The following is a 24387-nucleotide window of genomic DNA, read 5'->3' on the forward strand; positions in this document are numbered from 1 at the left end:
TTTTCTTGTTTCTCCCCCTCCTCACCGAGGAGGGGGTCGGGGGGTGGTGGAAGCCTAAACCAACCTCACGCAACCACGAACGCCAGCGCGCCATCGCCTTCGTCGATAGTCACGGTGCTGCCGTCGGGAATCTGCCCGGCCAGCAGGCGCTCGGCCAGCGGGTCCTGCAGATGGCGCTGCACCGCGCGTTTCAGCGGCCGCGCGCCATAGACCGGATCGTAGCCAACGCGGCCCAGCCAGCGCTTGGCCGCATCGGTCAGGTTCAGGGTGATCTTGCGATCTTTCAGCAGCTTGGCCACGCGCGCCACCTGGATATCCACGATCGGGGCCATGTGTTCCTGGCCGAGGCGGTGGAACAGGATGATTTCGTCCAGCCGGTTGAGGAATTCCGGGCGAAAGTGCGCGCGCACTACGTCCATCACCTGCGGCTCAACGCTGGCCGCGTCCTCGCCCTCGCCCAGGTTGGCCAGATACTGACTGCCCAGGTTGGACGTGAGGATGATCAGCGTGTTGGTGAAATCCACCACGCGGCCCTGGCCATCGGTGAGGCGGCCATCGTCCAGCACTTGCAGCAGCACGTTGAACACGTCCTGGTGGGCCTTTTCCACTTCGTCGAACAGCACGACCTGATAGGGCCGGCGCCGCACCGCCTCGGTCAAGACGCCGCCTTCGTCATAGCCGACATAGCCCGGAGGCGCGCCGATCAACCGGCTGACCGCGTGCTTTTCCATGAACTCCGACATGTCGATGCGCACCATCGCGTTGTCGTCGTCGAACAGGAAGCCGGCCAGCGCCTTGGTCAGCTCGGTCTTGCCCACGCCCGTGGGGCCCAGGAACAGGAAACTGCCGAGCGGACGGTTGGGGTCTTGCAGCCCGGCGCGCGCGCGGCGCACGGCCTTTGACACGGCAAGCACCGCGTCCTTCTGGCCGATCACGCGCTTGCCGATGGCTTCTTCCATGTGCAGCAGCTTTTCGCGCTCGCCTTCCATCATCCGGTCGACGGGCACGCCGGTCCAGCGGCTGACCACGCCGGCAATGTCCTCGGCGGTCACTTCCTCGCGCAGCAGCGCGTTTTCGCTCGCGCCCTGTGCTTCGGCCAGTTGCCGCTCCAGCTCGGGAATGCGGCCATAGGCCAGCTCCCCGGCCTTGGCCAGGTCACCCACGCGCTGCGCCTGCTCCAGTTCCACGCGTGCGGCGTCGAGCTGCTCCTTGATCTTGCCCTCGGCCTGGATCTTGTCGCGCTCGTTCTGCCAGCGCGTGGTCAGTTCGGCCGATTGCTGTTCCAGATTGGCCAGTTCGCCGCGCAGGGTTTCCAGCCGGTCGCGGCTGGCAGGATCGGTTTCCTTGGCCAAGGCCATTTCCTCGATCTTGAGCTGGATGATGCGGCGATCCAGGTTCTCGATTTCCTCGGGCTTGCTTTCCACTTCCATGCGGATGCGGCTGGCGGCCTCGTCCATCAGGTCGATCGCCTTGTCGGGCAGGAAGCGGTCGGCGATATAGCGGTTCGACAGCGTTGCCGCCGCCACGATCGCGGCATCGGCGATGCGCACGCCGTGATGCACCTCGTACTTCTCCTTGATCCCGCGCAGGATGGAGATGGTGTCTTCCACGGTCGGCTCGCCCACGAAGACGGGCTGGAACCGCCGTTGCAGGGCCGGGTCCTTTTCCACGTACTTCTGGTATTCATCCAGCGTGGTCGCGCCGATGCAGTGCAGCTCACCCCGCGCCAGCGCCGGCTTGAGCAGGTTGGACGCATCCATCGCACCCTCGGTCTTGCCCGCGCCGATCAGGGTGTGCATCTCGTCGATGAACAGGATGATCTCGCCTTCGGCGCCCTTCACTTCGTCGAGCACGGCCTTGAGGCGCTCCTCGAACTCGCCGCGATACTTCGCGCCCGCGATCAGGCTGCCCATGTCGAGCGCCATCAGGCGGCGATGCTTGAGGCTGTCGGGCACGTCGCCATTGGCGATGCGCAGCGCCAGGCCTTCGGCAATCGCGGTCTTGCCCACGCCGGGTTCGCCGATCAGCGCCGGGTTGTTCTTGGTGCGACGCGCCAGGATCTGCACGGTGCGGCGGATTTCCTCGTCGCGGCCGATCACGGGATCGAGCTTGCCCTCGCGCGCCGCGGCGGTCAGGTCGCGCGCATACTTCTTCATCGCGTCATAGGCGTTTTCGGCGCTCGCGCTGTCGGCATTGCGGCCGCCACGCAGGGCGGAAATCGCCGCTTCGAGCGTCTGGGGCGTGACATTCGCGGCCTTGAGCGCCTGGCCGGCCGCCGTCGTTCCCGCCAGCGTCAGGGCCAGCAGGATGCGCTCCACGGTGACAAAGCTGTCGCCGCTCTTGGTCGCAAGCTGTTCTGCCTGGTCGAGCAGGCGCACGGTATCGTTGTCGAGCCCGGGCGAATTCTGCGCGCCAGAACCGGAGACGGCCGGAATCTTGCCCAGCGCCGCATCGAGCGCGCTGACCGCCGCCACGGGATTGCCCCCGGCGCGCTGGATCAGCCCGCTGGCCATGCCTTCGCTGTCTTCCAGCAGCGCCTTGAGCACGTGCTCGGGCGTGATGCGCTGGTGGTTCAGGCGGATCGCCAGCGTCTGCGCCGCCTGGAGGAAGCCCTTGGCACGATCGGTGAATTTTTCGAGGTTCATAAGCTCTCTCGCTCTCCTGACCGGCTCAAAGTAGTGTTGCGTTTCGGCAACACAAGGACGTGGATCAAATTTTGCCACACCGGTTGCAATCCAAACCAATCGCTGCGGGCAAGCCATGGCGATGGTTCAGCTTTGACTCAGCCGCGCAGGCCCTTACACATCGTTGCAGAGACATTTCGAGACAGGACAAGCCCCCTCCATGCAGCGCTTCCTCAACGCCTCTCTCCTGGCCCTGGCGATCGCCTCGGCCGCGCCCTCGCCCCTGCTTGCCGCAACCGTGGCGGCGCCGGCTGCCCCCGCCCCCGCCCCGCTGGCAGACCTCGTCAAGGCGGTGAACATTCCATACGAACAGTTCACCCTGCCCAATGGGTTGCGCGTGCTGGTCCACACCGATCGCAAGGCGCCGGTGGTGGCCATCTCGGTGTGGTATGGCGTGGGTTCCAAGAACGAGCCCAAGGGCAAGACCGGCTTTGCCCACTTGTTCGAACACCTGATGTTCAACGGCAGCGAACACAACAAGGGCGATTTCTTCACCCCGCTGCAGAATGCCGGGGCAACCGACTACAACGGCACCACCTGGTTCGATCGCACCAACTATTTCGAAACCGTGCCCTCGGCCGCGCTCGATCGCTTCCTCATGCTGGAATCCGATCGCATGGGCTATCTGCTCGGCGCGGTGACGCAGGAAACGCTCGATAACCAGCGCAGCGTGGTGCAGAACGAAAAACGCCAGGGCGACAACCAGCCCTATGGCCTGGTGGAATACGAACAGCTCGAAAACCTCTATCCGGTCGGCCACCCCTATCACCACAGCACGATCGGCTCGATGGCCGATCTCGACGGCGCCAGCCTGGCCGACGTGAAGGCCTGGTTCACCGATCACTATGCCCCCAACAATGCCGTGCTGGTGCTGGCGGGCGATGTCGATCTCGCCACGGCCAAGGAAAAGGTGGCCAAGTGGTTCGGCGCCATTCCCGCCGGGCCCAAGGTTCAGCCGGTGGCCGCCCCGGTGCCCACGCTGCCTTCGCCCAAGGCCAAGACGATCAAGGATGAAGTGGCGACCACGCGCATCTATCGCATGTGGGCGATCCCCGGTTACGACAACCCGGATTACCTGCCGCTGCAGATCGGCGCGGTGATCCTGGGCGGCCTTGCCTCCTCGCGGCTCGACGACAATCTGGTGCGCGGGCAGCAGATCGCGGTTTCAGCCAGCGCCAATGCCGAAGTCTATGCCCAGGCCGGGCAGTTCGTGGTCCAGGCCGATGTGAAGCCGGGCCAGGATGCCGCCGCCGTGGGCGCCGCGCTCGATGCGCAGATCAAGCGCCTGGTGACGCAAGGCCCGACGGCCGACGAACTCGCCCGCGCCAGCACCGTCACCGCCAGCGACCAGATCCGCAAGCTGGAATCGGTCGGTGGCTTTGGCGGCAAGGCGCCGACTCTGGCCGAAGGGCTGCTCTATCACGGCGACGCTGGCTATTACCGCAAGGAACTGGCCGACATGGCCGCGCTCACGCCCGCCAAAGTGCGCGCCGCGCTGCAAAAGTGGCTGACCCGCCCGGTCTTTGCTTTGACCGTGGAACCGGGCACCCGCACCGAAGGGGGCGAGGCGCATGGCGGCTGGGCCAGCAACGACACGACAGTGGGCGGTGGCCATGGCAGCGGAGCCCACCCGGCCTATTGGCACCAGCCCGGCCAGGAACCGGCGCCGCTGCCCGCAGCCGCCGCCGGCCCCGATCGTGGCGAACTGCCCCCGATCGGCCAGTTGGCCGCGCTGCAATTCCCGCAGATCGAGCGGGCCACGCTGTCCAACGGCATCAAGGTGGTCTTCGCCCGCCGCGCCGCCGTGCCGGTGGTTTCGGTGCAGGTGGCGTTCGACGCTGGTTTTGCCGCCGATCCGCGGGCCGCGCTGGGCACCCAGGCCATGCTGCTCAAGACGATGGACCAGGGCACGCAAACCCTGGACGCGGCCGCCTTTGCCCGCGCGCGCGAAAACCTCGGCGCCAATATCAGCAACGAGGCCCTGCCCGACAGCACCAACTTCCAGCTCGATGCCGTGGCGCCCAACCTCGCCGGTTCGCTGGCGCTGCTGGCAGACTATGTGCGTCACCCCGCGCTCAAGGCCGATGACCTGGAGCGCGTGCGGGCGCAGCAACTCGCCGCGATCGACGCGGAACTGCGCGATCCCTCGGCCATGGCCTCGCGCGTGCTCTATCCCGCGCTCTATGGGCCGCAGCACCCCTATGGCACGCCACCCACCGGCACGGGCGATCCGGCCGTGGTCAAGCGGTTGACCACCGCTGACCTCGCCGCGTTCCACCAGGCCTGGCTGCGCCCGTCCAAGGCGACGATCTTCGTGGTCGGCGATACCACGCTCGATGCGGTCAAGCCGCTGCTGGAAAAGAGCTTCGGCACCTGGGCCGAACCGGCTGGCGCGGCGCCGGCCAAGAACCTCTCGGCTCCGATCCCCGCCCCTTCCCCGCGCATCCTGCTGGTCGATCGCCCAGCCTCGCCGCAGTCGATGATCATGGCGGGCGAAGTGCTCGGCGCCACGGGCCGCGACGATCTCGTGCCACTGCGCACCGCCAACGAAGTGCTGGGCGGCAGCTTCCTCTCGCGCCTCAACATGGACGTGCGCGAAAGCAAGGGCTGGAGCTATGGCGTGGGCAGCGCCGTGAGCGAGCGCCAGAACCGCGTGATCTATCGCCTCGTCGCTCCGGTGCAGACCGACCAGACCGGCCCTTCGATCGCCGCGATGCAGGCAGATATGGCCGCGTTCCTGAAAGACAAGGGCGTCGCCCCCGACGAATTGAGCTGGGCCACCCAGGGCGCCGCGCGCGAACTGCCCGGCGCGTTCGAAACCTCGTCCTCGGTGCTCGATGGCCTGGTCAAGATCGTGCAGTTCAACCGCCCGGACGATTACTACACCCGCCTCGCCCAGCGCTATCCCACCCTCACCGCCGCCGACCTCGACAAGGCCGCCCGCACCGCGCTCGATCCCGGCAAGCTGACCTGGGTGGTGGTGGGCGACGCCGCCAAGATCAAGCCGCAGCTCGACAAGCTGGGCCTGCCGGTCGAAGTGGCGAGCGTGCCGGGGAAGTAATTACACCATATTGGAACGAATTTTCATCTACAACACGTGAAGCTCTGCTTTTTTCGTCGCTTCGCTGAGTTCCGTGTTTTAAAACCCCTGTTGCCGGCGTCAGAAGTCAATCGCTGGCAACAGGGGGTTTCATGTCTATCAGGAAGTTGGTCGTCGCGCTTTGCGCCTCGGCCACGTTGCTATCTGGCACTGCCAAAGCGGCGCCACTCACGCTCGAGCAAATCACCGCCCTGGCCCAAAGCGGCGTTGGTGACGAAGCTGTGGTCGCCAAAATCAAAAGCACCGGCACGCATATGGACCTTTCGGTCGAACAAATGCTGGAACTGAAGAAGAAAGGCTTGACCGGGCCGATTCTTGCAGCCTTGCTCGATAGCCCTGCCACTGCGCCCACAGCACAACAATTTTCCCTGACTTCCCCCGATCCGGCAGTGCTGCATCCGGCGGGTGTCTACTTGCTCGATGCTGGCAAGGGCCACATGGTCCGCATCGATCCAACGACGACCAACCAGGCGAAGACAGGCGGCATCTTCGGCTATGCACTGACCGGTGGCCTGGCTTCCGCCAGCATCAAGGCATCCATCCAGAACGCATCGGCGCGCGTCCATGCGGCCGAGCGAACGCCTACATTCTATTTCTTTTTCGACGAATCCAACCCGCAAGTTGGCAATGCACCGTCATCATGGGCGTCCGGTACCGCCGCAACGGTCACCTCGCCCAGTGAATTTACACTGATCAAATTGATCACGAAGGACGGTCGGCGCGAAGCGCGGGTTGGGAGCATGAATATCGCGGGCGCCAAGACCGGCGTGATGGACAAGGACCGCGTGGCCTTCGATTATCAGATGGTGCGGCCTGGGGTCTACAAGATCCAACCCAAGGCTGAGCTTGCCCCCGGCGAATATGGGTTTCTGTTCTCGCTCAACGGCATGGGCAACGGCGGCGCATTGAGCGCCCGCATTTTCGACTTTTCGATCTGATAAACAGGGCGCGGCCCCTGCCCGATCTGAGGCAGGGGGCCTGACCAATTCACCCCAGTTTGGCTTTCAGCACCTGGTTCACCAGTTGCGGATTGCCCTTGCCGGCCATGGCTTTCATCGTCTGGCCCACGAAGAAGCCGAACAGGGCTTCCTTGCCGCCGCGATACTGTTCCACCTTGTCGGCATTGGCGGCCAGCACGGCGTCAACCGCCGCTTCGATGGCGCCGGTGTCGGTGGTCTGCTTGAGGCCTTCGCGTTCCACGATGGCGGCGGCGCCGTCGCCGGTTTCCAGCATCTTTTCCAGCACCTGCTTGGCGATGGAGCCGGAAATCGTGCCGTCGCCCACCAAGCTAAGCAATTCGGCGGCGCCTTCGGGCGAGACCGGGCTGTCTTCCAGGCCCTTGCCCAGCTTGTTGAGCGCACCGAACAGTTCGCTGGTCAGCCAGTTGGCCGCCTGCTTGGCCACGGCGGCTTCGTCCTTGCCCTGCTTGGCAGCACTCGCCGTGATCAGGGTTTCGAACCAGGCGGCCGTGTCCACGTCCGCCGTCAGCACCGCTGCGTTGTAGGGCGAAAGGCCCAGCACGTCGGTATAGCGGGCGCGCTTGGCATCGGGCAGTTCGGGCAAGGACGCGCGGCATTCATCGAGGAACGCCTGGTCCAGAACCAGCGGCAGCAGGTCGGGATCGGGGAAATAGCGATAGTCGTGCGCGTCTTCCTTGCTGCGCATCGACCGCGTGGTGCCCGTGCCCGGATCGAACAGGCGGGTTTCCTGCACGATCTTGCCACCGGCTTCCAGCACGTCCACCTGGCGGCTCGCCTCATGCTCGATCGCGGCCATGACGAAGCGCACCGAGTTGACGTTCTTGGTTTCGGTGCGGGTGCCCAGCGGCTCGCCGGGGCGACGCACCGAGACGTTGACGTCTGCCCGCATCGAGCCCTGGTCCATGTTGCCGTCGCACGAGCCAACATAGCGCAGGATCTGGCGCAGCTTGGTGAGATAGGCCCCCGCCTCGGCCGGCGAAGTCATATCCGGACGGCTGACGATTTCCATCAGCGCCACGCCCGAACGGTTGAGATCGACGTAGGACATCGTCGGGTGCTGATCGTGCATCAGCTTGCCCGCGTCCTGCTCCACGTGGATGCGCTCGATGCCGATCACTTTCGTGCCGGCTTCGGGGTTCTTGTCATCCAGCGCGATCTCGATCGAACCTTCGCCCACCAATGGGTGATAGAGCTGGCTGATCTGATAACCCTGCGGCAGATCGGCATAGAAGTAGTTCTTGCGATCGAACCGCGACCAGGTGTTGATCTGCGCCTCGATCGCCATGCCGGTGCGCACCGCCTGGCGGATGCACTCGCGGTTGGGCACGGGCAGCATGCCAGGCATGGCCGCGTCCACCAGGCTGACCTGGGTGTTGGGCTCGGCCCCGAACGCGGTGGCGGAACCGGAAAAGAGCTTGGCCTGGGTGGTGATCTGGGCGTGGACTTCCAGCCCGATGACCACTTCCCACTCGCCCGTGGCGCCCTGGATACGATAGCTGCTCATCTTACCACCACTTACCCGGCTTGGCCGAAAACTGTGCGCGCTGTTCAAGCGCAAGGCTGGCGTTCAGCACGCCCTGTTCATCGAGCGGACGGCCGATGACATGGAGGCCCAGCGGCAGCCCGTCGCGCGAGAGGCCGGCGGGGACCGACATGGCCGGCAGGCCCGCGAGGCTCGCCGGCACCGAGAACACGTCGTTCAGGTACATTTCCACCGGATCGGTGCTCTTCTGACCCAGCGCGAACGCGGCCGAAGGCGCGGTGGGGGTGAGGATCACATCCACCGTCTCGAACGCCTTCATGAAGTCCTGCGAAATCAGCGCACGGACCTTTTGTGCCTGGGTGTAGTAGGCATCATAGAAGCCGGCCGAGAGCACATATGTGCCGATCAGGATGCGGCGCTTGACCTCGTCGCCGAAACCGGCGGCGCGGGTGGCGGCATACATGTCCTGAAGGTTGGCGCCCTCGGGCAAGTCGCGCAGGCCATAGCGCACGCCATCATAGCGCGCGAGGTTGGACGAAGCCTCCGCCGGGGCGATGATGTAGTAGGTCGGCAGCGCATACTGGGTATGCGGCAGGGAAATGTCGACGATCTCCGCGCCGGCATCCTTGAGCCAGGCAATGCCGTCGTCCCAGCTCTTGGCCACGTCGGCATCCAGGCCATCGACGCGGTATTCGCGCGGGATGCCCACTTTCTTGCCGCGCAGATCGGCGTTCAGGCCCTCTTCCCACGCCGGCACGGGCAGATCGAGGCTGGTCGAATCCTTGGGATCGAACCCGGCCATGGCCTCCAGCATGATCGCGCAATCGCGCACGTCGCGCGCCATCGCCCCGGCCTGGTCGAGCGAGGAGGCAAATGCCACCACGCCCCAGCGCGAGCAGCGGCCATAGGTCGGCTTGATGCCCGAAATGCCGGTGAAGGCAGCCGGCTGGCGGATCGAGCCGCCGGTGTCGGTGCCCGTGGCGGCGGGCGCAATGCGCGCGGCAACCGCGGCCGAAGACCCGCCCGAAGAGCCGCCCGGCGCCAGCGGGGTCACGTCATCCCCCTTGCGCCAGGGCGAGATCACGTTGCCGAAACCACTGGTTTCGTTGGACGAACCCATGGCGAACTGGTCGAGGTTGAGCTTGCCCAGCATGCCCGCGCCCGCGTCCCACAGCTTCTGCGAGACGGTGCTTTCATAAGGCGGAATAAAGCCTTCGAGGATCTTGCTGGCAGCGGTGGTCTGCACGCCCTTGGTGGCGAACAGGTCCTTCATGCCGATCGGCACGCCGGCCATCTTGCCCAGCGGCTGGCCGGCGGCGCGGTCCGCATCCACCTTGGCCGCAGCGGCAAGTGCGGCATCGGGCGTGGTGACGATGAAGGCATTGAGCGCGCCCTGCGCCGCTTCCACCGCAGCGTTGAAAGCGTGCGCCACTTCGGTCGCGGTAAAGGCGCCACCGGCCACCCCATCGCGGAGGGCGGCAACGCCGAGTTCGGTAAGGTCAGTCATCAGTTCGAACCGATGGTTGCGCATGGACTGTCATATGGGTCCGTGCGTGGGAAACTGGAAGCTTGGTGCTGCGCCGGCCCTTCGACAAGCTCAGGGCGAACGGGGAATTGATCTAAAACCCACATCCGTTCGTGCTGAGCTTTTCGAAGCACGCCTGGCGCAACGCCAAGATTACTCGATCACCTTGGGCACGCCGAAGAAGCCATGCTCGGCCACCGGTGCATTGGCCAGCACCGCGTCGCGGATATTGCCCCCGGTCAGCGGGTCGGCATTCACCACGTCGTCGCGCAGGCGCAAGGTGTTGGGGATCACGGCGGTCATCGGGGTCACCCCGGTCACGTCCACTTGGCCCAATTGCTCCACCCAGGCGAGGATACCGTTCAATTCGGGAACCATGGCCTCAAGCTGGGCCTCGCTCACCTTGATGCGCGCAAGACTGGCGATCTTCGCCACGTCGGCGGTATTCACGGACATGCCGTCCCTTTCATGCAGGGTTTGCCAAAAACAAGAACACCGCGCGCTACCATCGCGCGCGGTGTCCTTCAAGCCGTGGGACCGCCGCGCCACCAGGACATGGGCCCTGGGCGCAGCGAATCCGGATCAGTTGGCCGGTGCCACCGGGGCAGCCGCGGCGCCATCGACGGCGCCGGGCGCGCCCGCCGCACCGCCATGGGCCTGCATCTGCTGCTGCAAGGCCTGCATCGCGGCCTGCTGGCGCTGAAGCTCGGCCATGGAGCGGAATTCGAGCAGTTCCACGTCGAACACGAGGTCGCTGTTGGCGGGCACGGCAATGCTGCCATCGCGGCCGGGCATGGCCTGGCTGCCATAGGCCAGCGCAGCGGGGATCTCGAGCCGGTACTTGCCGCCCACCTTCATCTGCGCAAGGCCTTGGGCAAAGCCGGGAATCACGCCTTGCAGCGGCATCGCGGCGTTTTCGCCACGGTCGAATTCCTTGCCCGTGCTGGCAATGCGGCCGACATAATTGATCAGCGCCACGTCAGAGGTGGTGGGCGATTTGCCCGTCCCTTCCTTGAGCGCGATCACGCGCACTTCGCTGAAATGCACCGGGCGCGCTGCCCAGGCCAGGCCGATGCCCACCAGCACGGCGACGATCACGCCCAGCCAAACCTTGGCGAGCGAGCCCTTGGCGACGGGCTGCAACGGAACGCGGGTGATTTCCGACATTGGTTTCCCTCTGGGGTGTCCCTCTGGATTTTCCCTGGTCAGGCGGCCTCCAGACCATGGAGGGCCACCCGGGCGGTGCCTGCCCGTCGATTCGAACCAGCATGCTCGAACCAACGAAAAGGGCGCCGTGATTCACGGCGCCCTCTTGGCCCAGCACAGGGCCTATCGCAAGTGCTCAATGCAGCGGATCGACCCGCCGCAATCGAGGCTTACTTGGCGCCGTCGCGCTCCTGGCGCTTGCGCTCCAGCTTGCGGGCGCGGCGCACGGCAGCGGCCTTTTCGCGGGCGCGCTTTTCCGACGGCTTTTCAAAGTGACGGCGCAGCTTCATTTCGCGATAGACACCTTCGCGCTGAAGCTTCTTCTTCAGGGCGCGAAGAGCTTGGTCAACATTGTTGTCGCGAACGAGAATCTGCATAAACCGACATACCTCAACAGCTTCGGGCGAGAGCCCGCGGCCGCGCGGGGGTCACCAGATACCAGGAACACAAAACGTGCCGAATCCGATCAGGACCGGCTCGAACCGGGCGCCCAATAGTGATTCTGGCGGCGAAAGGCAAGCAATGTCGTGCATTTTGCGGGCAAAGGCCCTATGGGCGCGGCCATGACCTCTTTTAAAGCCCCACATGGCAAAGGCGCCGGTAATTCAGATGCCGTGCGCCAGTTCACGATTCGGCCCGATGACAATGATGTGCGGCTCGACCGCTGGTTCAAGCGCAACCTGCCAGAGGTGAGTTTCGCCATGGTGTCGCGCTGGGCGCGCACCGGGCAGATTCGCGTCGACGGCAAGCGCGCCGATGTCGATACCCGGCTGGCCGCCGGGCAGACCCTGCGCGTGCCGCCAGCCGGGGGGCCGCTGCCCCTGGCCGGTGGCGGCAAAGGCGCGCGGGCGCGCAAGCCCCTGACCGAGGAACAGATCCGCTTGGCCGAGGAAATCGTGCTGGAACAGGATCGCGCCGCGATCGTGATCAACAAGCCGCCGGGCCTTGCCACCCAGGGCGGCAGCGGCACGTTCGAGCATGTCGATGGCCTGCTCGATGCCTATGTGGCCGACAACGCGCCGCGCCCGCGCCTGGTTCACCGGCTGGACAAGGATACCTCCGGCGTCCTGCTCGTTGCGCGCACGCCGGGCAGCGCGGCGTTCTTTTCCAAGCGCTTTTCCGGCCGCACCGCGCGCAAGATCTATTGGGCGCTGGTGATGGGCGTGCCCGACATTCATGACGGCATGATCGAACTGCCCCTTGCCAAGCAGCCCGGCACCGGCGGCGAGAAGATGATGGTCGATGAAAGCGAGCACGGCCTGCCCTCGCGCACGCGCTATCGCGTGATCGATCGCGCCGGCAACCGCGCCGCCTGGGTGGAACTGCAGCCCTTCACCGGCCGCACCCACCAGCTGCGCGTGCACATGGCCGCGATCGGCCACCCCATCGTGGGCGATGGCAAGTATGGCGGCCAGGCTGCGTTCCTTTCGGGCAGCATCAGCCGCAAGCTGCACCTCCACGCCCGCCGCCTGCGGATCGAGCATCCCGAGGGCGACTTGCTCGACGTGACCGCGCCGCTGCCGGAACACTTTGCCAAGAGCCTGGAACAACTCGGCTTTACCGAAAGCGAAGGCGACCTGCCGCTCGAAGCGCCGGTGCTGGTCGATCCCAAGACGCAGGAAAAGCGCGTGGCCAAGGCCCATGCCAAGCAATATCGCAAGGAACGCCGCGGCGAACGCCGCAAGCGCGCCGATGGCCCTGACGCCGGCGGCGGGCGCCGTCCCACCGGCCAGCGCGCCAAGGTGCCTGGCAAGCCCGGCGCAAAGCCTGCGGGCAAGCCGGGCGCAAAGGCCGTTGCCAAGCCTGGGGCCAGGCCCGCGACCAAGCCTGCTGGCAAGGCGCCGGCCAAGGCCCCCACCAAGGCCCCTTCACGTCGCCCCGCCCCGAAAGGCCCCGCCGCACGATGACACTGCGCCTGGCCATCTTCGATTGCGATGGCACCCTGGTCGATAGCCAGGCCGATATCGGCGCGGCGATGGACGGGGCCTTTCACGCCATGGGCCTGGTACCACCGCCACGCAGCGAAACCCGCCGCATCGTCGGGCTGTCGCTGGTGGAGGCCATGCGCCGCCTCCATCCGGAGGGCGAGGCGGAGACGCACGACATGCTGGCCCAAGCCTACAAGGATGCGTTCCGCGCCCGGCGCGAGGCGGGCATGGTGGGCGAGCCGCTCTACGATGGCATCGCCGCCCTGGTGGAAGACCTGGTGCATCGCGGCTGGCTTTTGGGCGTGGCCACCGGCAAGAGCGACCGTGGCCTGGCACATTGCCTGGCCACGCACGGTCTTTCCCGCCACTTCGTCACGCTGCAGACCGCCGATCGCCATCCGTCCAAGCCGCACCCCAGCATGATCGAGGCCTGCCTCGATGCCACCGGGGCCGAGGCGGCGCTGACCGTGATGATCGGCGATACCGCCTTCGACATGGCCATGGCGCGCAACGCCGGGGTCCGCGCGATCGGCGTGGACTGGGGCTATCACGAACGGGCAGAGCTGTTTGCCGCCGGGGCCCATGCCGTGGCCGGCACGGTGGCCGAACTGGCCGAACTGCTCCAGGCGGTGGGCTGAAACATGGCCGATCCCGCCCTCGGCCGCTTCGCCCTGCTTCAGGCCGTGCGCCTTTCGGGCACGCTGATCGTGATGATCGGCGCCATGGCCGCTTCGGGCAACGTGCCGTGGCTGGCGGCCGTGCCGCCGTGGGGCGCCATGGCTCTCGCCCTTGTTGGCCTGACCCTGTTCTTTGGCGCGCCGCGCTTGCTGGTGCGGCGCTGGAAACGGCATTCTTGAAGAGATTTCTCCGGCATGAAGCGCTTCTATAAAGACGTCACCGTCTCATCCGAAGACGGCGGCTTTCGTGTCTGCCTGGATGGGCGCGGCATCCGAACGCAAGGTGGCAATCCCCAGATCGTGCCCAGCGCTGCCCTTGCCCAGGCCATGGCTGCCGAATGGGCCGATCAGGGCGAAACGCTCGACACCGCGCGCTTCGCCTTTCGCGACATGGCGGACTATGCGATCGACGTGGTGGCCCCTGCCCCCGATACCGCCCGCGCCGATCTCATGCCTTATGCCGAGACGGACACGCTGTGCTATCGCGCCGAGCCGGACGAGCCGCTCGCCGCGCGGCAGCGCCTGCTGTGGGAACCGCTGGTGACCATGGCCGAAGCACGGCATGGCGTTCCTTTCACCCGCGTTTCGGGCGTGATGCACAAGCCCCAACCCGAAGCGACGCTCTCGGCCCTGCGCGCCGCGCTCGATCCGCTCTCGCCCTTTGCCTTGGCCGCACTGCGCAACACCACCAGCCTGGCAGCCTCGCTGATCATCGGCCTGGCTGCACTCGATCCCGAAGCCGATCTCGTCGCGCTATGGGATGCAGCCTGCGTGGAGGAAGACTGGCAGGCAGAGTTGTGGGGCAAGGACGAACAGGCCCAGGCCCACCGCGCGCGGCGCGGCCAAGCCTTCGCCACCGCCGCCAGGTTTGCCCGCCTTTTGTGAATTAGGTCGTGAACTCATAAATGGCGCCCCACCGATCACCGTGATCGAATCCCTCGCCTTGCGACTCCGCGCCGCAACGCCTATCTTGCCGGCATGGCTATCCGCGAAATCCTTGAAGTTCCCGATCCGCGCCTCAAGCAGGTCTCGGCTCCGGTGGAAAAGTTCGACGACGAACTGCGCACGCTCGTGTCCGACATGTTCGACACGATGTACGATGCCCCCGGCATCGGCCTTGCCGCCATCCAGGTGGGCGTGCCCCTGCGCGTGCTGGTGATCGATCTCCAGCCCGAGGACGAAGACGCCGAGCCGGAACATTGCCACGACCACGGCTGTGGCCATGCCCACCTGCCCGTGCGCCGCGAACCGCGGGTGTTCATCAACCCCGAAATTCTCGATCCTTCCGAAGAACATGCGATCTATCGCGAAGGCTGCCTCTCGGTGCCGGAAATCTACGCCGAAGTGGAACGGCCCGCCAGCATCCGCGCCCGCTGGCAGGATCTGGATGGCCAGACGCACGAGGAAGCAATCGACGGCCTCCTGGCCACCTGCCTCCAGCACGAGATGGACCATCTCGAAGGCATCCTGTTCATCGACCACCTCTCGCGCCTCAAGCGCCAGATGGCGCTCAAGAAGCTGGACAAGCTGCGCAAGGTGGCCTGAGCGGCCCTTGCAATTGAGGATAAAGCGGCCCGGCACATTGCGTTGCCGGGCCGCTTCGTTTACGTTCCCGCTCTGTTCTTGACTGGAGAGTGAACGTGGCGGTGGCTTTCGTGATCGTGGCGCTGGTGATCGGCCTGGCCTTGGGCTGGTTCTTCGGCTCGCGCCCCCTGGCCGAGGCACAGGGCCGCGCCGCCGCGCGCGAGGGCGAAGCGCGCGAGGCGCAGGCGCAGATCAAGGCCATGGCGGTGGATCTGGCCACGATGGCCGAGCGCGCGCGGCAAGTGGAGCAGGTTGCGGCGGAGCGCGATGCCTTGCGGGCCGAGCGCGATGGCCTCTCATCCCGCCTGGCTGCCGCCAGCGAGCGCGCCGCCGAGGCCGATGGCCTGCGCGATGCCCTGCACGAAGCCCGCCAGGCACGCGAGGACCTGCGTGCCGAACTGGCGCGGATGAAGGCGGATGCCGCCAACTTTGCCGAGCAGAAGCGCCTGCTGATCGAAGCACAGGAAGCCTTGCGCCGCGAGTTCGAGAATGCCGGCAACAAGGTGCTGGAACGCGCGCAGGAAGCCTTCATGGCCCGCGCGCAGGAACGCTTTGCCCAGAGCGAGGAAAAGGCCGCGCAATCGCTGCGCGCGCTGCTCGCCCCGGTGGACCAGCGCTTGAAAAGCTACGAAGAACAGGTCGGCAAGCTGGAGCGCGAGCGGGTGGATGCCTTCGGCAATCTCACCGGGCTGATCCAGGCCATGCGCGAAGGGCAGGAGCAGGTCCGCGCCGAGGCCGCGCGGCTGGGCAATTCGCTGCGCAATGCCCCCAAGGCGCGCGGCCGCTGGGGCGAACAGCAATTGCGCAACGTGCTGGAACAGTGCGGCCTGGCCGAACACACCGATTTCGTGACAGAGCATTCGATCGACACCGACGAAGGCCGCTTGCGCCCCGACGCCATCGTGCGCATTCCCGGCAACAAGCTGCTGGTGATCGATGCCAAGGTCTCGCTCAACGCCTATCAGGATGCGTTCGAAGCGGCGGACGACACCGCGCGCGGCGTGGCCCTGGCCGCGCATGTGCAGTCCATGCGCAACCACATCCAGACGCTGGGCGCCAAATCCTATCAAAGCCAGTTCGAGGAAGCGCCCGACTATGTGCTGATGTTCGTGCCGGGCGAACACTTCATCGCCGCCGCGCTCGAACGCGATCCGCAACTGTGGGATTTCGCGTTTGACCGCCGCGTCCTGCTCGCCTCGCCCACCAACCTCGTCGCCATCTGCCGCACGGTGGCCCAGGTCTGGCGCCAGGATGGCCTGGCGCGCGAGGCACGCGAGATCGGGCGCATGGGCGGTGAGCTTTACGATCGCCTGGCCGTGGCCGCCGATCACTTGAAGCGCGTGGGTTCCGGCCTGGAAAGCGCCGTGGTGAACTACAACAAGTTCGTCGGCAGCTTTGAACGCAATGTCCTGTCGGCCGGGCGGCGCCTGCGCGAAAAGCACATCGAGATCGGCAAGCGCGAGGTTGAGGAAGTGGCTCTGGTGGAAACCGCCCCGCGCTATGTCGCGGCAGACACGGTGGCGGAACTGGCCGCGCCTGCTGGCGTTGCGGTAGACGGGGAACCGGCTGCGGGGTAAACGTACAAGCGATGGCGAACGAGCGGAAACCATGGGCGCGCAAGGCAGGCGTGGCGCTGCTCTCTCTCGGCCTGGCGCTCGCCGCGTGTCAACGGCAGCCAACGCCGCAAGAGAGCGATAGCCCCTCTGCCACCCCGAGCGCGCAACCCACACCCGAACCGGCGCCCAGCGTGCCGGAGCCAAGCCCCAGCCCGACGCTGGCGTTCCCGGTCAAGCCTACGCCCGAAGCGCCGATGACACCGGCCGATACGGCAGCAGCCCTGCCCGCGATGGCTCTCCCCCCGCGCGACGATTGCGCCGCACTGCCCGGCTGGAGCGCCTTTGCCGCGCGGCTCGCCGCTGCGGTCAAAGCCCGCGACGCTGCAGCCCTGGCCGCATTGTCCTCGCCCGACGTCACGCTCGATTATGGCGGCGGCCATGGTCCGGCCGAATTGCAAAAGCGCCTGTCCGCGCCCAGCGGCCAGGCCGTCTGGACCGATCTGGCGCGCATCCTGCCCTTGGGCTGCGCCGTGCAAGGCGATCTCGTGGTCCTGCCGTGGTTCTTCTGGAACGTGCCCGATGAAGTCGATCCGGGCATGACCATGTTGGTAACCGGCCAAGGCGTGCCGCTGCGCGCAAAGCCCAGCGACACGGCTGAAGAAGTGGACAAGCTGGACTGGTCGCTCGTCACCATCGCCACAACGCCGGCTTACAACCCGGCGGCGCGCTATACCGCCGTCATCACCGGCAAGCCGCAGCGCAAGGGCTATATCGAAACCGCCCGCCTACGCAGCCTCCTCGCCCGCCGCATCATCGCCGAACGCAAGGGCGAGGACTGGCGGATCAGCGCCTTGGTGGCGGGGGACTGAGGCCTCGCGCCGGGGACATCGACAAGCTCAGCCTGAACGGGGATGGAGCGGTGGTTAGCTGCCGCTTGTGGAGAACGCTGCGCCCATTTGCCAGGCAACTTCCGTCGCCTCTTCGGGCATAGCAGTAAAAGTAGCCAACAATCTCAACGCGGCTGCATGTCCCGCGCTTCGGCGGGCACGCGCACTTCCAGGCCGTCGAGCGCGTCGTCCAGCACGATCTGGCAGGCGAGGCGGCTGGTGCGGGTGACGCCGGCAGCCAGGTCGAGCATGTCTTCCTCGTCTTCTGAGGCATCGGTCAGGCGTTCGAACCACTGCGCCGCCACGATCACGTGGCAGGTGGAACAGGCCATCTGGCCTTCGCAGGTACCTTCTAGCGGCATCCCGGCATTCTGGCCCAGTTCCAGCAGGCGTTGTCCCGCCTCGCCCTGGGCGACGACGCTCTGGCCATCGGCGGTGAGGAAGGTGACGCGAACCATAAGCACTAGACTCCCTGCGCATGCGCTGCCGCATTCAGTACGGCAGCAGCCTCCTCCAGTTCCTCTGCCCTCGTATAACGTCCGAAACCGATGCGGATCGCGGTTTTGGTATCCCTGTCCGAAAGTCCCAGGGCGCGCAAGACATGGCTGGGCCTGCCAGAGCCGCTGGCACAGGCCGATCCTGCAGAAAATGCCACAGTGCGGCATTCCGACAACAGCCGGCCAACGTCTAAACCGGGCCGGCGCAGGTTCAGGTTGCCGTGCCAGCGCTGCGTCGCACTGCCGTTCAACGTCCAGCCTTCGAACAGGCCAAGGGCTTGTTTCCACAGGTCGTCGACATGTTCCCCATCGCTTTTCCACAGGCTGGTGCACAGGGCAGCAGCCACGCCGAAGCCGGCACAAAGCGCTGGGCTGAGCGTGCCCGAGCGCAGGCCGCTTTCCTGCCCGCCACCATGAACCAGGGGCGCCAGATCAAGGCCATCGCGCACCCACAGCGCGCCGATGCCTTTGGGGCCATGCAGCTTGTGGGCCGAAATCGCCACCAGATCGGCGCCTTCGGGCGCCGCGAGCTTGCCCGCCCCCTGCACGGCATCGCACAGGAACAGCGCGCCCATGGCATGCGCGCGCGCGGCAAGATCGGCCACCGGCTGCACCGTGCCGATTTCGTTGTTGACCTGCATCACCGCGACAAGGCCCGTCCCCGGCGGGATCGGCACATCGGGATCGACCAGCCCGTCTGCCCCCACGGGCAGCACGGTGAGCGCAGGATCGTGAAAGCGGGCGGTATCGAGCACGGCGGCATGTTCGATCGCCGAAACCGCCAGGCGTCGTTGCCCCAGGCCGGCAACGGCCAGGTTGAGCGCCTCGGTGGCGCCAGAGGTGAAGATCACGCGCCCACCGGGCGGAAGCAGCGCGGCGACGCGGGCGCGCGCCGCTTCCACCGCCGTTGCCGCCCCACGGCCCGGACGATGCGGGCTATGCGGATTGGCATAGCCGGCGCGCGGGTCTTCCGGCCCGGCGAGCCAGGGCAGCATGGCGGCACGCGCCTCGGGCGCCAGGGGCGTGGTCGCCTGGTAATCGAGATAGATCATGCCAGCCCCGCAATCGTGCGCCAGGCGGCCACGAAGCGGTCGACCGCCTCGGCCGTGGTTTCCCGCCCGAGCGAGACGCGAATCACTTCGTTCGGCTGCGCCACGCCCATGGCATCGAGCACGTGGCTGGTGCGCAGCGAACCAGAGGAGCAGGCGCTCCCCGCCGAAACCGCCATGCCCATGCCGTCAAACCGGATCAGCTGCGCCGTCGCCGATTTGCCCGGCATGCGATAGGCCCCGATCGCAGCCAGGCGCGGAGCATCGGCGGCAATGACGTTTGCGCCGCTTGCCACCAGCGCCGCTTCCAGCCGCGCGCGCAGGGCCTGCACGCCGTCGAGCCAGGCATTGCCCGCTTCCAGGGCCGCGGCCATGGCCAGGGCGCCCGGCAGGTTTTCCGTGCCGGGGCGATAGCCGCGCTCTTGCCCGCCGGTGGGATGCAGCAAGGCCCAATCGCGCACCAGCAGCGCACCAATGCCGATCGGCCCGCCGAACTTGTGTGCGGAAATGGCAATCAGGTCAGCCTCGGGCAGCGCCAGCTTGCCCGCGCCCTGCGCCGCATCGGCCAGCAGCACGCCACCCGCGCCGCGCACGGCCTGGGCTACCTCGGCCAGCGGCTGGATCACCCCGGTTTCGTTGTTCACCTGCTGCACCGCCACCAGGCCGCGCAGCGCGCAGTCTGCCGGATCGACTTGCCCCAGCCCATCTGTCGCCAGGCGCGCGGCGCTGCCGGCAAGGCGCAGCACCGCCTCGTGCTCCACGGCCGAAACCGCCAGCAACGGGGCCTTGGCCCGGCCAATCGCCAGCGCCAGGGCTTCGCTCGCCCCGCTGGTCAGCACCACTTCGCCGCTCCAGCCCAGCGCCGCCTTGATCCGGGCCCGCGCATCCTCCAGCGCAGCGCGCGCAGCACGGCCCGCCCCGTGCGGGCTGGACGGATTGGCCCAGCGCTCCAGCCCCTCCAGCAGCGCCGCGCGGGCCTGGGGCAGCAGCGGCGTGGTGGCCGCATGATCGAAATAAAGCGAGACCGACAACGAGAAATCCCGGAAAAGTTGCGTTTGTAGGGTTCGTTTCTATATAGCGACCAGTTCCATGCCCAGCCCCGACCGCGCACTGCCCTGAAAACAGGGCCTTGCACAGTGGGTCTCGGGCCAGCCAACAGGTTCATCAGGTCAACGATGCCCGCAGTCATCTTCCCCGGTCCCGAAGGCCGCCTCGAAGGCCGCTTTCAACCCGCCACGCGCAGCCGTGCGCCCGTCGCCATGATCCTGCACCCCCACCCGCAGGCGGGGGGCACGATGAACGACCGCGTCACCCAGGCGCTGTACAAGACATTCGTGGCGCGCGGCTTTGCCACGCTGCGCTTCAACTTCCGCGGCGTGGGGCGCAGCCAGGGCAGCTTCGACAACGGCGTGGGCGAACTGTCCGATGCCGCCGCCGCGCTCGATTGGGTGCAGTCGATCCATCCCGAAGCCTCGGCCACGTGGATTGCCGGCTATTCGTTCGGCGCGCTGATCGGCATGCAATTGCTGATGCGCCGGCCCGAGATCCGCGGCTTTATCTCGGTCTCGCCGCCGGCCAACATGTATGACTTCAGCTTCCTGGCGCCCTGCCCGGCCTCGGGCATCATCGTGCAGGGTTCGGCCGATACGGTGGTGACGCCCAACGCCGTGCAGAAGCTGGTCGACAAGCTGCGCACGCAAAAGCACATCACCATCCATCACGACGAAATCCCGCGCGCCAACCACTTCTATGAAAACGAGTTGGACGAGATGATGAAGTCGGTCGACAACTACCTAGACTTCCGCCTTTCGCCGGACTGTCCGATCCGCTGATCGGCACCCGTCAGGGCTAATGTGCAAGAGGCCCCGGCAGCGCGATCTGCCGGGGCCTTTTCGTTGGCCTATTGCGGGTTGTCCGCGCGCGGATCGTGGATCGGTGCCGGGCCGGGGTGTAGATCGCGCCTTGCCCATATGAAAAAGGTGCGGTCGAAGGTGGGCACGCGATCCACCAAGACATAGTCGCGGGCCAGCGCGGCGCGAACCAAAGCCTGCGTTCCGGGTGCAACATGGGGAACTACAGGGCGGCTTGCCGTGACAATGGCGCCGGGCCGCGCGGCAAGGACGCGTTGCTCTTCCACCACGGGATCCACGCCCAGTGCCATCGCCTCGACCGGATTGTTGAGATGATCGGGATAGATATAGCGTGTCGGCGCCTGCGCCTTGGTCAGCAAATAGAGCACAGCCGGTCCGTCGTAGACATACAAGGGATGTCCGACAACATAAGGCTGGATCCTCGCCACCATCCGCGCTGTGGCATGCTGATAATGGCCACGCAGAAAGTAATAGGCTGGCGTTCCAAGCGCTGGCCACAACAGCAGCAGGCAAGCCGCCGCAAACCCGTGCGGTCCGCGTCGAACCGCACCGGCCGAAGCAAGTGCCAGCGGCAAGGCAACAGTGATGAAATAGAAATCGAAGAAATCGCCGAGCAGTGCGAACCCGGCAAAGGCGCTGGCGACCCAGCCGGCCAGCAGCCAGAAATCAGAGCGCGCCGTATCGTGCAGCCGTTTCCGGCCTTGCCATAGGCCCCACAGGCCGGTGGCAATCAGGCCCCCGGCCATGGCGATGATCGTCATCGCCTGATCATGGCGAACTTGCGCCGAGAACGGCAAACGACGAAAAATCGAAACGAAGTTTGCGTAGATGTAGTCGTCGAGATGGCCGTTGGCCACGTAGCAGCCGATCGCGAGTGCAGTAGGCGCCAAAGCGGCCAACACCATGGCCGTTGCCAGCGCGACGACCCGCGTCGGTGCTACGCCCAAGCGCCAAAAGCGCCAAAGGAACCAGCAGCCTAGGAACATCCCTTCGATCACGGGCGTGTATTTGAACTGGATTGCGATGCCCATCGCCAGCATCGCAGCAAGGGCCTGGCGCGCCACCGCCACCGCACGCTCCTCGTCATTCGCGTTGAATGCGCACCACACCGCAAACGCGGTGAGCGCATTATAGATCACCGCGGCTTGGCCACCGGCGCCGTGAAGCACGTTGAGCGTCAGCACATAGGCAATCGCAACGACAACAGCCGCAGTTTCCGAGGCGTGGCGCCGCGCCATGGCGCGGATCAAGCAGGCCGTGATTGCAACGCAAGCTCCGGCGACCAACTGATATTGAACAATGCCATCGCCACCCAGCAGGCGGATGGCAGCATAGAATGCAAACAGGCCAAGTGGCTTGCGGTCCCACATGTCGACGTAAGGCAATTGGCCATGCCACATGCCATCGCCCACCAGCAGATAGAGTTGCTCGTCGAAATCGAGAATCGGGTTACCGATGGTCGGCAGCCGGATCAGCAGCGTGACCAAAGCGATAAGCGCATAGGGCCACCAACGCGGCAGGCGTGATGCCGCCCGTCGCCAAGGCGCCCCCCGATCACTGGCCACACCTGCTTCCATTGCTGCCGTTGCCACGCATTGCCCCGTACGATTGCCCGGGCAGACCATGGCGCACACACGGTAAGAGCATGGTTAACGCGCCGACAAAGAGGGGCCGTCGAAACACAAAACCCCCGGTGTGCCAGGGCACACCGGGGGCAATGCAGGCGCCACGTGGGCAGCGCGAAGGATCAGGCCGAGACGGGCGCTGCCTTGCGGACGCTTTCGTCCACGTGCTCCACGAACTGTTCGAAGTTGTCGATGAACTTCTTGACCAGTTCCTGCGCGGTCTTGTCGTATTCGCCGGCATCGGCCCAGGCGCCGCGCGGATCGAGCAGGCGCGTGTCGACGCCCGGCACTTCCACCGGCACTTCGAAGCCGAAGTTGGGATCTTCGCGGAATTCAGCGCTGTTCAGGCTGCCATCGAGCGCGGCGTTGAGCAGGGCACGGGTGGCCTTGATCGGCATGCGCTTGATGCCTTCCTGCGTGGCCTTGCCGCCCGACCAGCCGGTGTTGACCAGCCAGCACTTCACCCCGCCCTTGGCAATGCGTTCCTTGAGCAGGTTGCCGTAGACCGACGGGTGGCGCGGCATGAACGGCGCGCCAAAGCAGGTGGAGAACGTGGCTTCCGGTTCGGTCACGCCGATTTCGGTGCCTGCCACGCGCGCGGTGTAGCCCGAGAGGAAGTGGTACATCGCCTGGTCGGGCGTCAGACGCGCGATCGGGGGCAACACGCCATAGGCGTCAGCGGTCAGGAAAATGAGGTTCTGCGGCACCGGGCCGAGGTTTTCTTCCGAAGCGTTGGGAATGAAATCGATGGGATAGGAGCCACGGCTGTTTTCAGCCAGGCTGGCATCGTCGAGGTCGATCTCACGCGTGACCGGATCGATCACCACGTTTTCCAGCACCGTGCCGAAACGCTTGGTGGTGGCAAAGATTTCCGGCTCGGCTTCGGCCGAAAGGCGGATCATCTTGGCATAGCAACCGCCTTCGAAGTTGAAGACCGCCGTATCGGACCAGCCGTGTTCGTCATCCCCGATCAGGGTGCGGCTGGCATCGGCCGAAAGCGTGGTCTTGCCGGTGCCCGACAGACCGAAGAACACCGCCGTGTCGCCATTGGGGCCGATGTTGGCCGAGCAATGCATCGGCATCACGCCCTTGGCCGGCAGCAGATAGTTGAGAATGCCAAAGACCGACTTCTTCATTTCGCCGGCATAAGCGGTGCCGCCGATGAGGATCAGCTTTTCGGTGAAGTTCACCGCGATCACGGTTTCGGTGCGGCAGCCATGGCGGGCCGGATCGGCACGGAAGCTGGGCAGATCGATGATGGTGTATTCGGGCACGAAGCCGGCGAGTTCATCGTTGGTCGGGCGCACCAGCAGCGTGCGGATGAACAGGTTGTGCCAGGCAAATTCGTTGATCACGCGCACGTTGACGCGGTTTTCCGCCTGCGAGCCACCGAACAGGTCCGCCACATAGAGCTTGTCCTTGGTGCCCAGCGCGGCAATGAAATCTTCCTTGAGCGCGGCGAAATGGGCCGGGGTCATCCCCACGTTGGTCTTGCCCCACCATACGGTGTTTTCGGTTTCGGCATCACGGACGATGAACTTGTCCTTGGCCGAGCGGCCGGTGTGCTTGCCGGTGGCGACCACGAAGGGGCCATCCTTGGCCAGGACGCCTTCGCCGTTCTTCACCGCATGTTCCACCAAGGGGGCGGTGCCGAGGTTGGCAAACAGCTCGGCAGGTTCAGGAAAACCCTGCGCGGACAAGGAAATGTTCAGGCTGTTGGCGGACATCACAAGCC

The 24387-nt window shown here is 65.9% G+C and carries 21 protein-coding genes; 10 read left to right on the forward strand and 11 right to left on the reverse strand.

The window, feature by feature from the left end; genetic code table 11:
- Positions 1 to 65 precede the first annotated feature (65 nt).
- Entirely contained in the window at positions 66 to 2645 is a 2580-nt protein-coding gene (gene clpB, locus R9J51_RS19440; protein WP_179505437.1) for an ATP-dependent chaperone ClpB, read from the reverse strand.
- A 199-nt stretch (positions 2646 to 2844) separates the two neighbouring features.
- Between clpB and R9J51_RS19445 the strand changes: the two genes are divergently transcribed.
- Entirely contained in the window at positions 2845 to 5745 is a 2901-nt protein-coding gene (locus tag R9J51_RS19445; RefSeq protein WP_179505438.1) for a M16 family metallopeptidase, read from the forward strand.
- Between the two features lie 131 nt (positions 5746 to 5876).
- Positions 5877 to 6722 carry a hypothetical protein gene (locus tag R9J51_RS19450; protein ID WP_179505439.1) on the forward strand — a complete coding sequence of 282 codons (846 nt, stop codon included), beginning with the start codon at positions 5877 to 5879 and terminating at the stop codon, positions 6720 to 6722.
- Positions 6723 to 6771: 49 nt separating this feature from the next.
- Here R9J51_RS19450 and gatB read toward each other — a convergent pair whose 3' ends face one another.
- The 5 genes from gatB to rpsU form a co-directional block, all read right to left on the reverse strand.
- The gene (gene gatB, locus R9J51_RS19455; protein ID WP_179505440.1) at positions 6772 to 8268 is read right to left on the reverse strand and encodes an Asp-tRNA(Asn)/Glu-tRNA(Gln) amidotransferase subunit GatB; all 1497 of its coding nucleotides are present in this window, start codon (positions 8266 to 8268) and stop codon (positions 6772 to 6774) included.
- Position 8269: 1 nt separating this feature from the next.
- Positions 8270 to 9754: an Asp-tRNA(Asn)/Glu-tRNA(Gln) amidotransferase subunit GatA gene (gene gatA, locus R9J51_RS19460; protein ID WP_179506570.1), complete on the reverse strand. Its 1485-nt coding sequence runs from the start codon at positions 9752 to 9754 to the stop codon at positions 8270 to 8272.
- 171 nt (positions 9755 to 9925) lie between these two features.
- A complete protein-coding gene (gatC, locus tag R9J51_RS19465) occupies positions 9926 to 10228 on the reverse strand; it encodes an Asp-tRNA(Asn)/Glu-tRNA(Gln) amidotransferase subunit GatC (protein WP_168556643.1) in 303 nt (100 codons plus the stop codon).
- Between the two features lie 126 nt (positions 10229 to 10354).
- The gene (locus R9J51_RS19470; RefSeq protein ID WP_168556642.1) at positions 10355 to 10939 is read right to left on the reverse strand and encodes an FKBP-type peptidyl-prolyl cis-trans isomerase; all 585 of its coding nucleotides are present in this window, start codon (positions 10937 to 10939) and stop codon (positions 10355 to 10357) included.
- Between the two features lie 209 nt (positions 10940 to 11148).
- Positions 11149 to 11355, reverse strand: coding sequence for a 30S ribosomal protein S21 (gene rpsU / locus R9J51_RS19475; RefSeq protein WP_011446475.1), 207 nt, complete (start codon positions 11353 to 11355; stop codon positions 11149 to 11151).
- A 186-nt stretch (positions 11356 to 11541) separates the two neighbouring features.
- Between rpsU and R9J51_RS19480 the strand changes: the two genes are divergently transcribed.
- The 7 genes from R9J51_RS19480 to R9J51_RS19510 all read left to right on the forward strand — a co-directional run bounded on the left by R9J51_RS19480 (position 11542) and on the right by R9J51_RS19510 (position 17592).
- Complete coding sequence (locus R9J51_RS19480) at positions 11542 to 12885, forward strand: RluA family pseudouridine synthase (protein ID WP_179505441.1); 1344 nt, start codon at positions 11542 to 11544, stop codon at positions 12883 to 12885.
- Complete coding sequence (locus R9J51_RS19485) at positions 12882 to 13544, forward strand: HAD-IA family hydrolase (protein WP_179505442.1); 663 nt, start codon at positions 12882 to 12884, stop codon at positions 13542 to 13544. The genes R9J51_RS19480 and R9J51_RS19485 overlap by 4 nt, the downstream gene beginning before the upstream one ends.
- A 3-nt stretch (positions 13545 to 13547) precedes the next feature.
- Positions 13548 to 13763 (forward strand): hypothetical protein, encoded by a 216-nt coding sequence (locus tag R9J51_RS19490; protein WP_179505443.1) that lies wholly within the window; start codon positions 13548 to 13550, stop codon positions 13761 to 13763.
- Between the two features lie 15 nt (positions 13764 to 13778).
- Positions 13779 to 14468, forward strand: coding sequence for an ATP12 family protein (locus R9J51_RS19495; RefSeq protein WP_179505444.1), 690 nt, complete (start codon positions 13779 to 13781; stop codon positions 14466 to 14468).
- Between the two features lie 93 nt (positions 14469 to 14561).
- On the forward strand, positions 14562 to 15128 hold the full coding sequence (gene def / locus R9J51_RS19500; protein ID WP_169475903.1) for a peptide deformylase: 567 nt from the start codon (positions 14562 to 14564) through the stop codon (positions 15126 to 15128).
- A gap of 89 nt (positions 15129 to 15217) precedes the next feature.
- Positions 15218 to 16744, forward strand: a complete 1527-nt coding sequence (gene rmuC, locus R9J51_RS19505) for a DNA recombination protein RmuC (protein WP_179505445.1) — start codon at positions 15218 to 15220, stop codon at positions 16742 to 16744.
- 11 nt (positions 16745 to 16755) lie between these two features.
- On the forward strand, positions 16756 to 17592 hold the full coding sequence (locus R9J51_RS19510; protein ID WP_218847442.1) for a hypothetical protein: 837 nt from the start codon (positions 16756 to 16758) through the stop codon (positions 17590 to 17592).
- A gap of 143 nt (positions 17593 to 17735) precedes the next feature.
- Here R9J51_RS19510 and R9J51_RS19515 read toward each other — a convergent pair whose 3' ends face one another.
- The 3 genes from R9J51_RS19515 to R9J51_RS19525 are packed head-to-tail and all read right to left on the reverse strand — an operon-like array spanning position 17736 to position 20187.
- A complete protein-coding gene (locus tag R9J51_RS19515) occupies positions 17736 to 18068 on the reverse strand; it encodes a 2Fe-2S iron-sulfur cluster-binding protein (RefSeq protein ID WP_168556634.1) in 333 nt (110 codons plus the stop codon).
- 5 nt (positions 18069 to 18073) lie between these two features.
- The gene (locus tag R9J51_RS19520) at positions 18074 to 19159 is read right to left on the reverse strand and encodes a cysteine desulfurase family protein (protein WP_179505447.1); all 1086 of its coding nucleotides are present in this window, start codon (positions 19157 to 19159) and stop codon (positions 18074 to 18076) included.
- Entirely contained in the window at positions 19156 to 20187 is a 1032-nt protein-coding gene (locus tag R9J51_RS19525) for an aminotransferase class V-fold PLP-dependent enzyme (RefSeq protein ID WP_179505448.1), read from the reverse strand. The genes R9J51_RS19520 and R9J51_RS19525 overlap by 4 nt, the downstream gene beginning before the upstream one ends.
- Before the next feature lie 144 nt (positions 20188 to 20331).
- Between R9J51_RS19525 and R9J51_RS19530 the strand changes: the two genes are divergently transcribed.
- Entirely contained in the window at positions 20332 to 20988 is a 657-nt protein-coding gene (locus R9J51_RS19530) for an alpha/beta hydrolase (protein WP_022677177.1), read from the forward strand.
- A gap of 68 nt (positions 20989 to 21056) precedes the next feature.
- Here R9J51_RS19530 and R9J51_RS19535 read toward each other — a convergent pair whose 3' ends face one another.
- Complete coding sequence (locus R9J51_RS19535; protein WP_432787685.1) at positions 21057 to 22592, reverse strand: hypothetical protein; 1536 nt, start codon at positions 22590 to 22592, stop codon at positions 21057 to 21059.
- 182 nt (positions 22593 to 22774) lie between these two features.
- Entirely contained in the window at positions 22775 to 24379 is a 1605-nt protein-coding gene (locus R9J51_RS19540) for a phosphoenolpyruvate carboxykinase (protein WP_168556631.1), read from the reverse strand.
- Positions 24380 to 24387: the final 8 nt, after the last annotated feature.

Origin of the sequence: Novosphingobium rhizosphaerae (genome assembly GCF_050920675.1) — a bacterium.
In the GTDB taxonomy this organism is placed as follows: Bacteria; Pseudomonadota; Alphaproteobacteria; order Sphingomonadales; family Sphingomonadaceae; genus Novosphingobium; species Novosphingobium rhizosphaerae.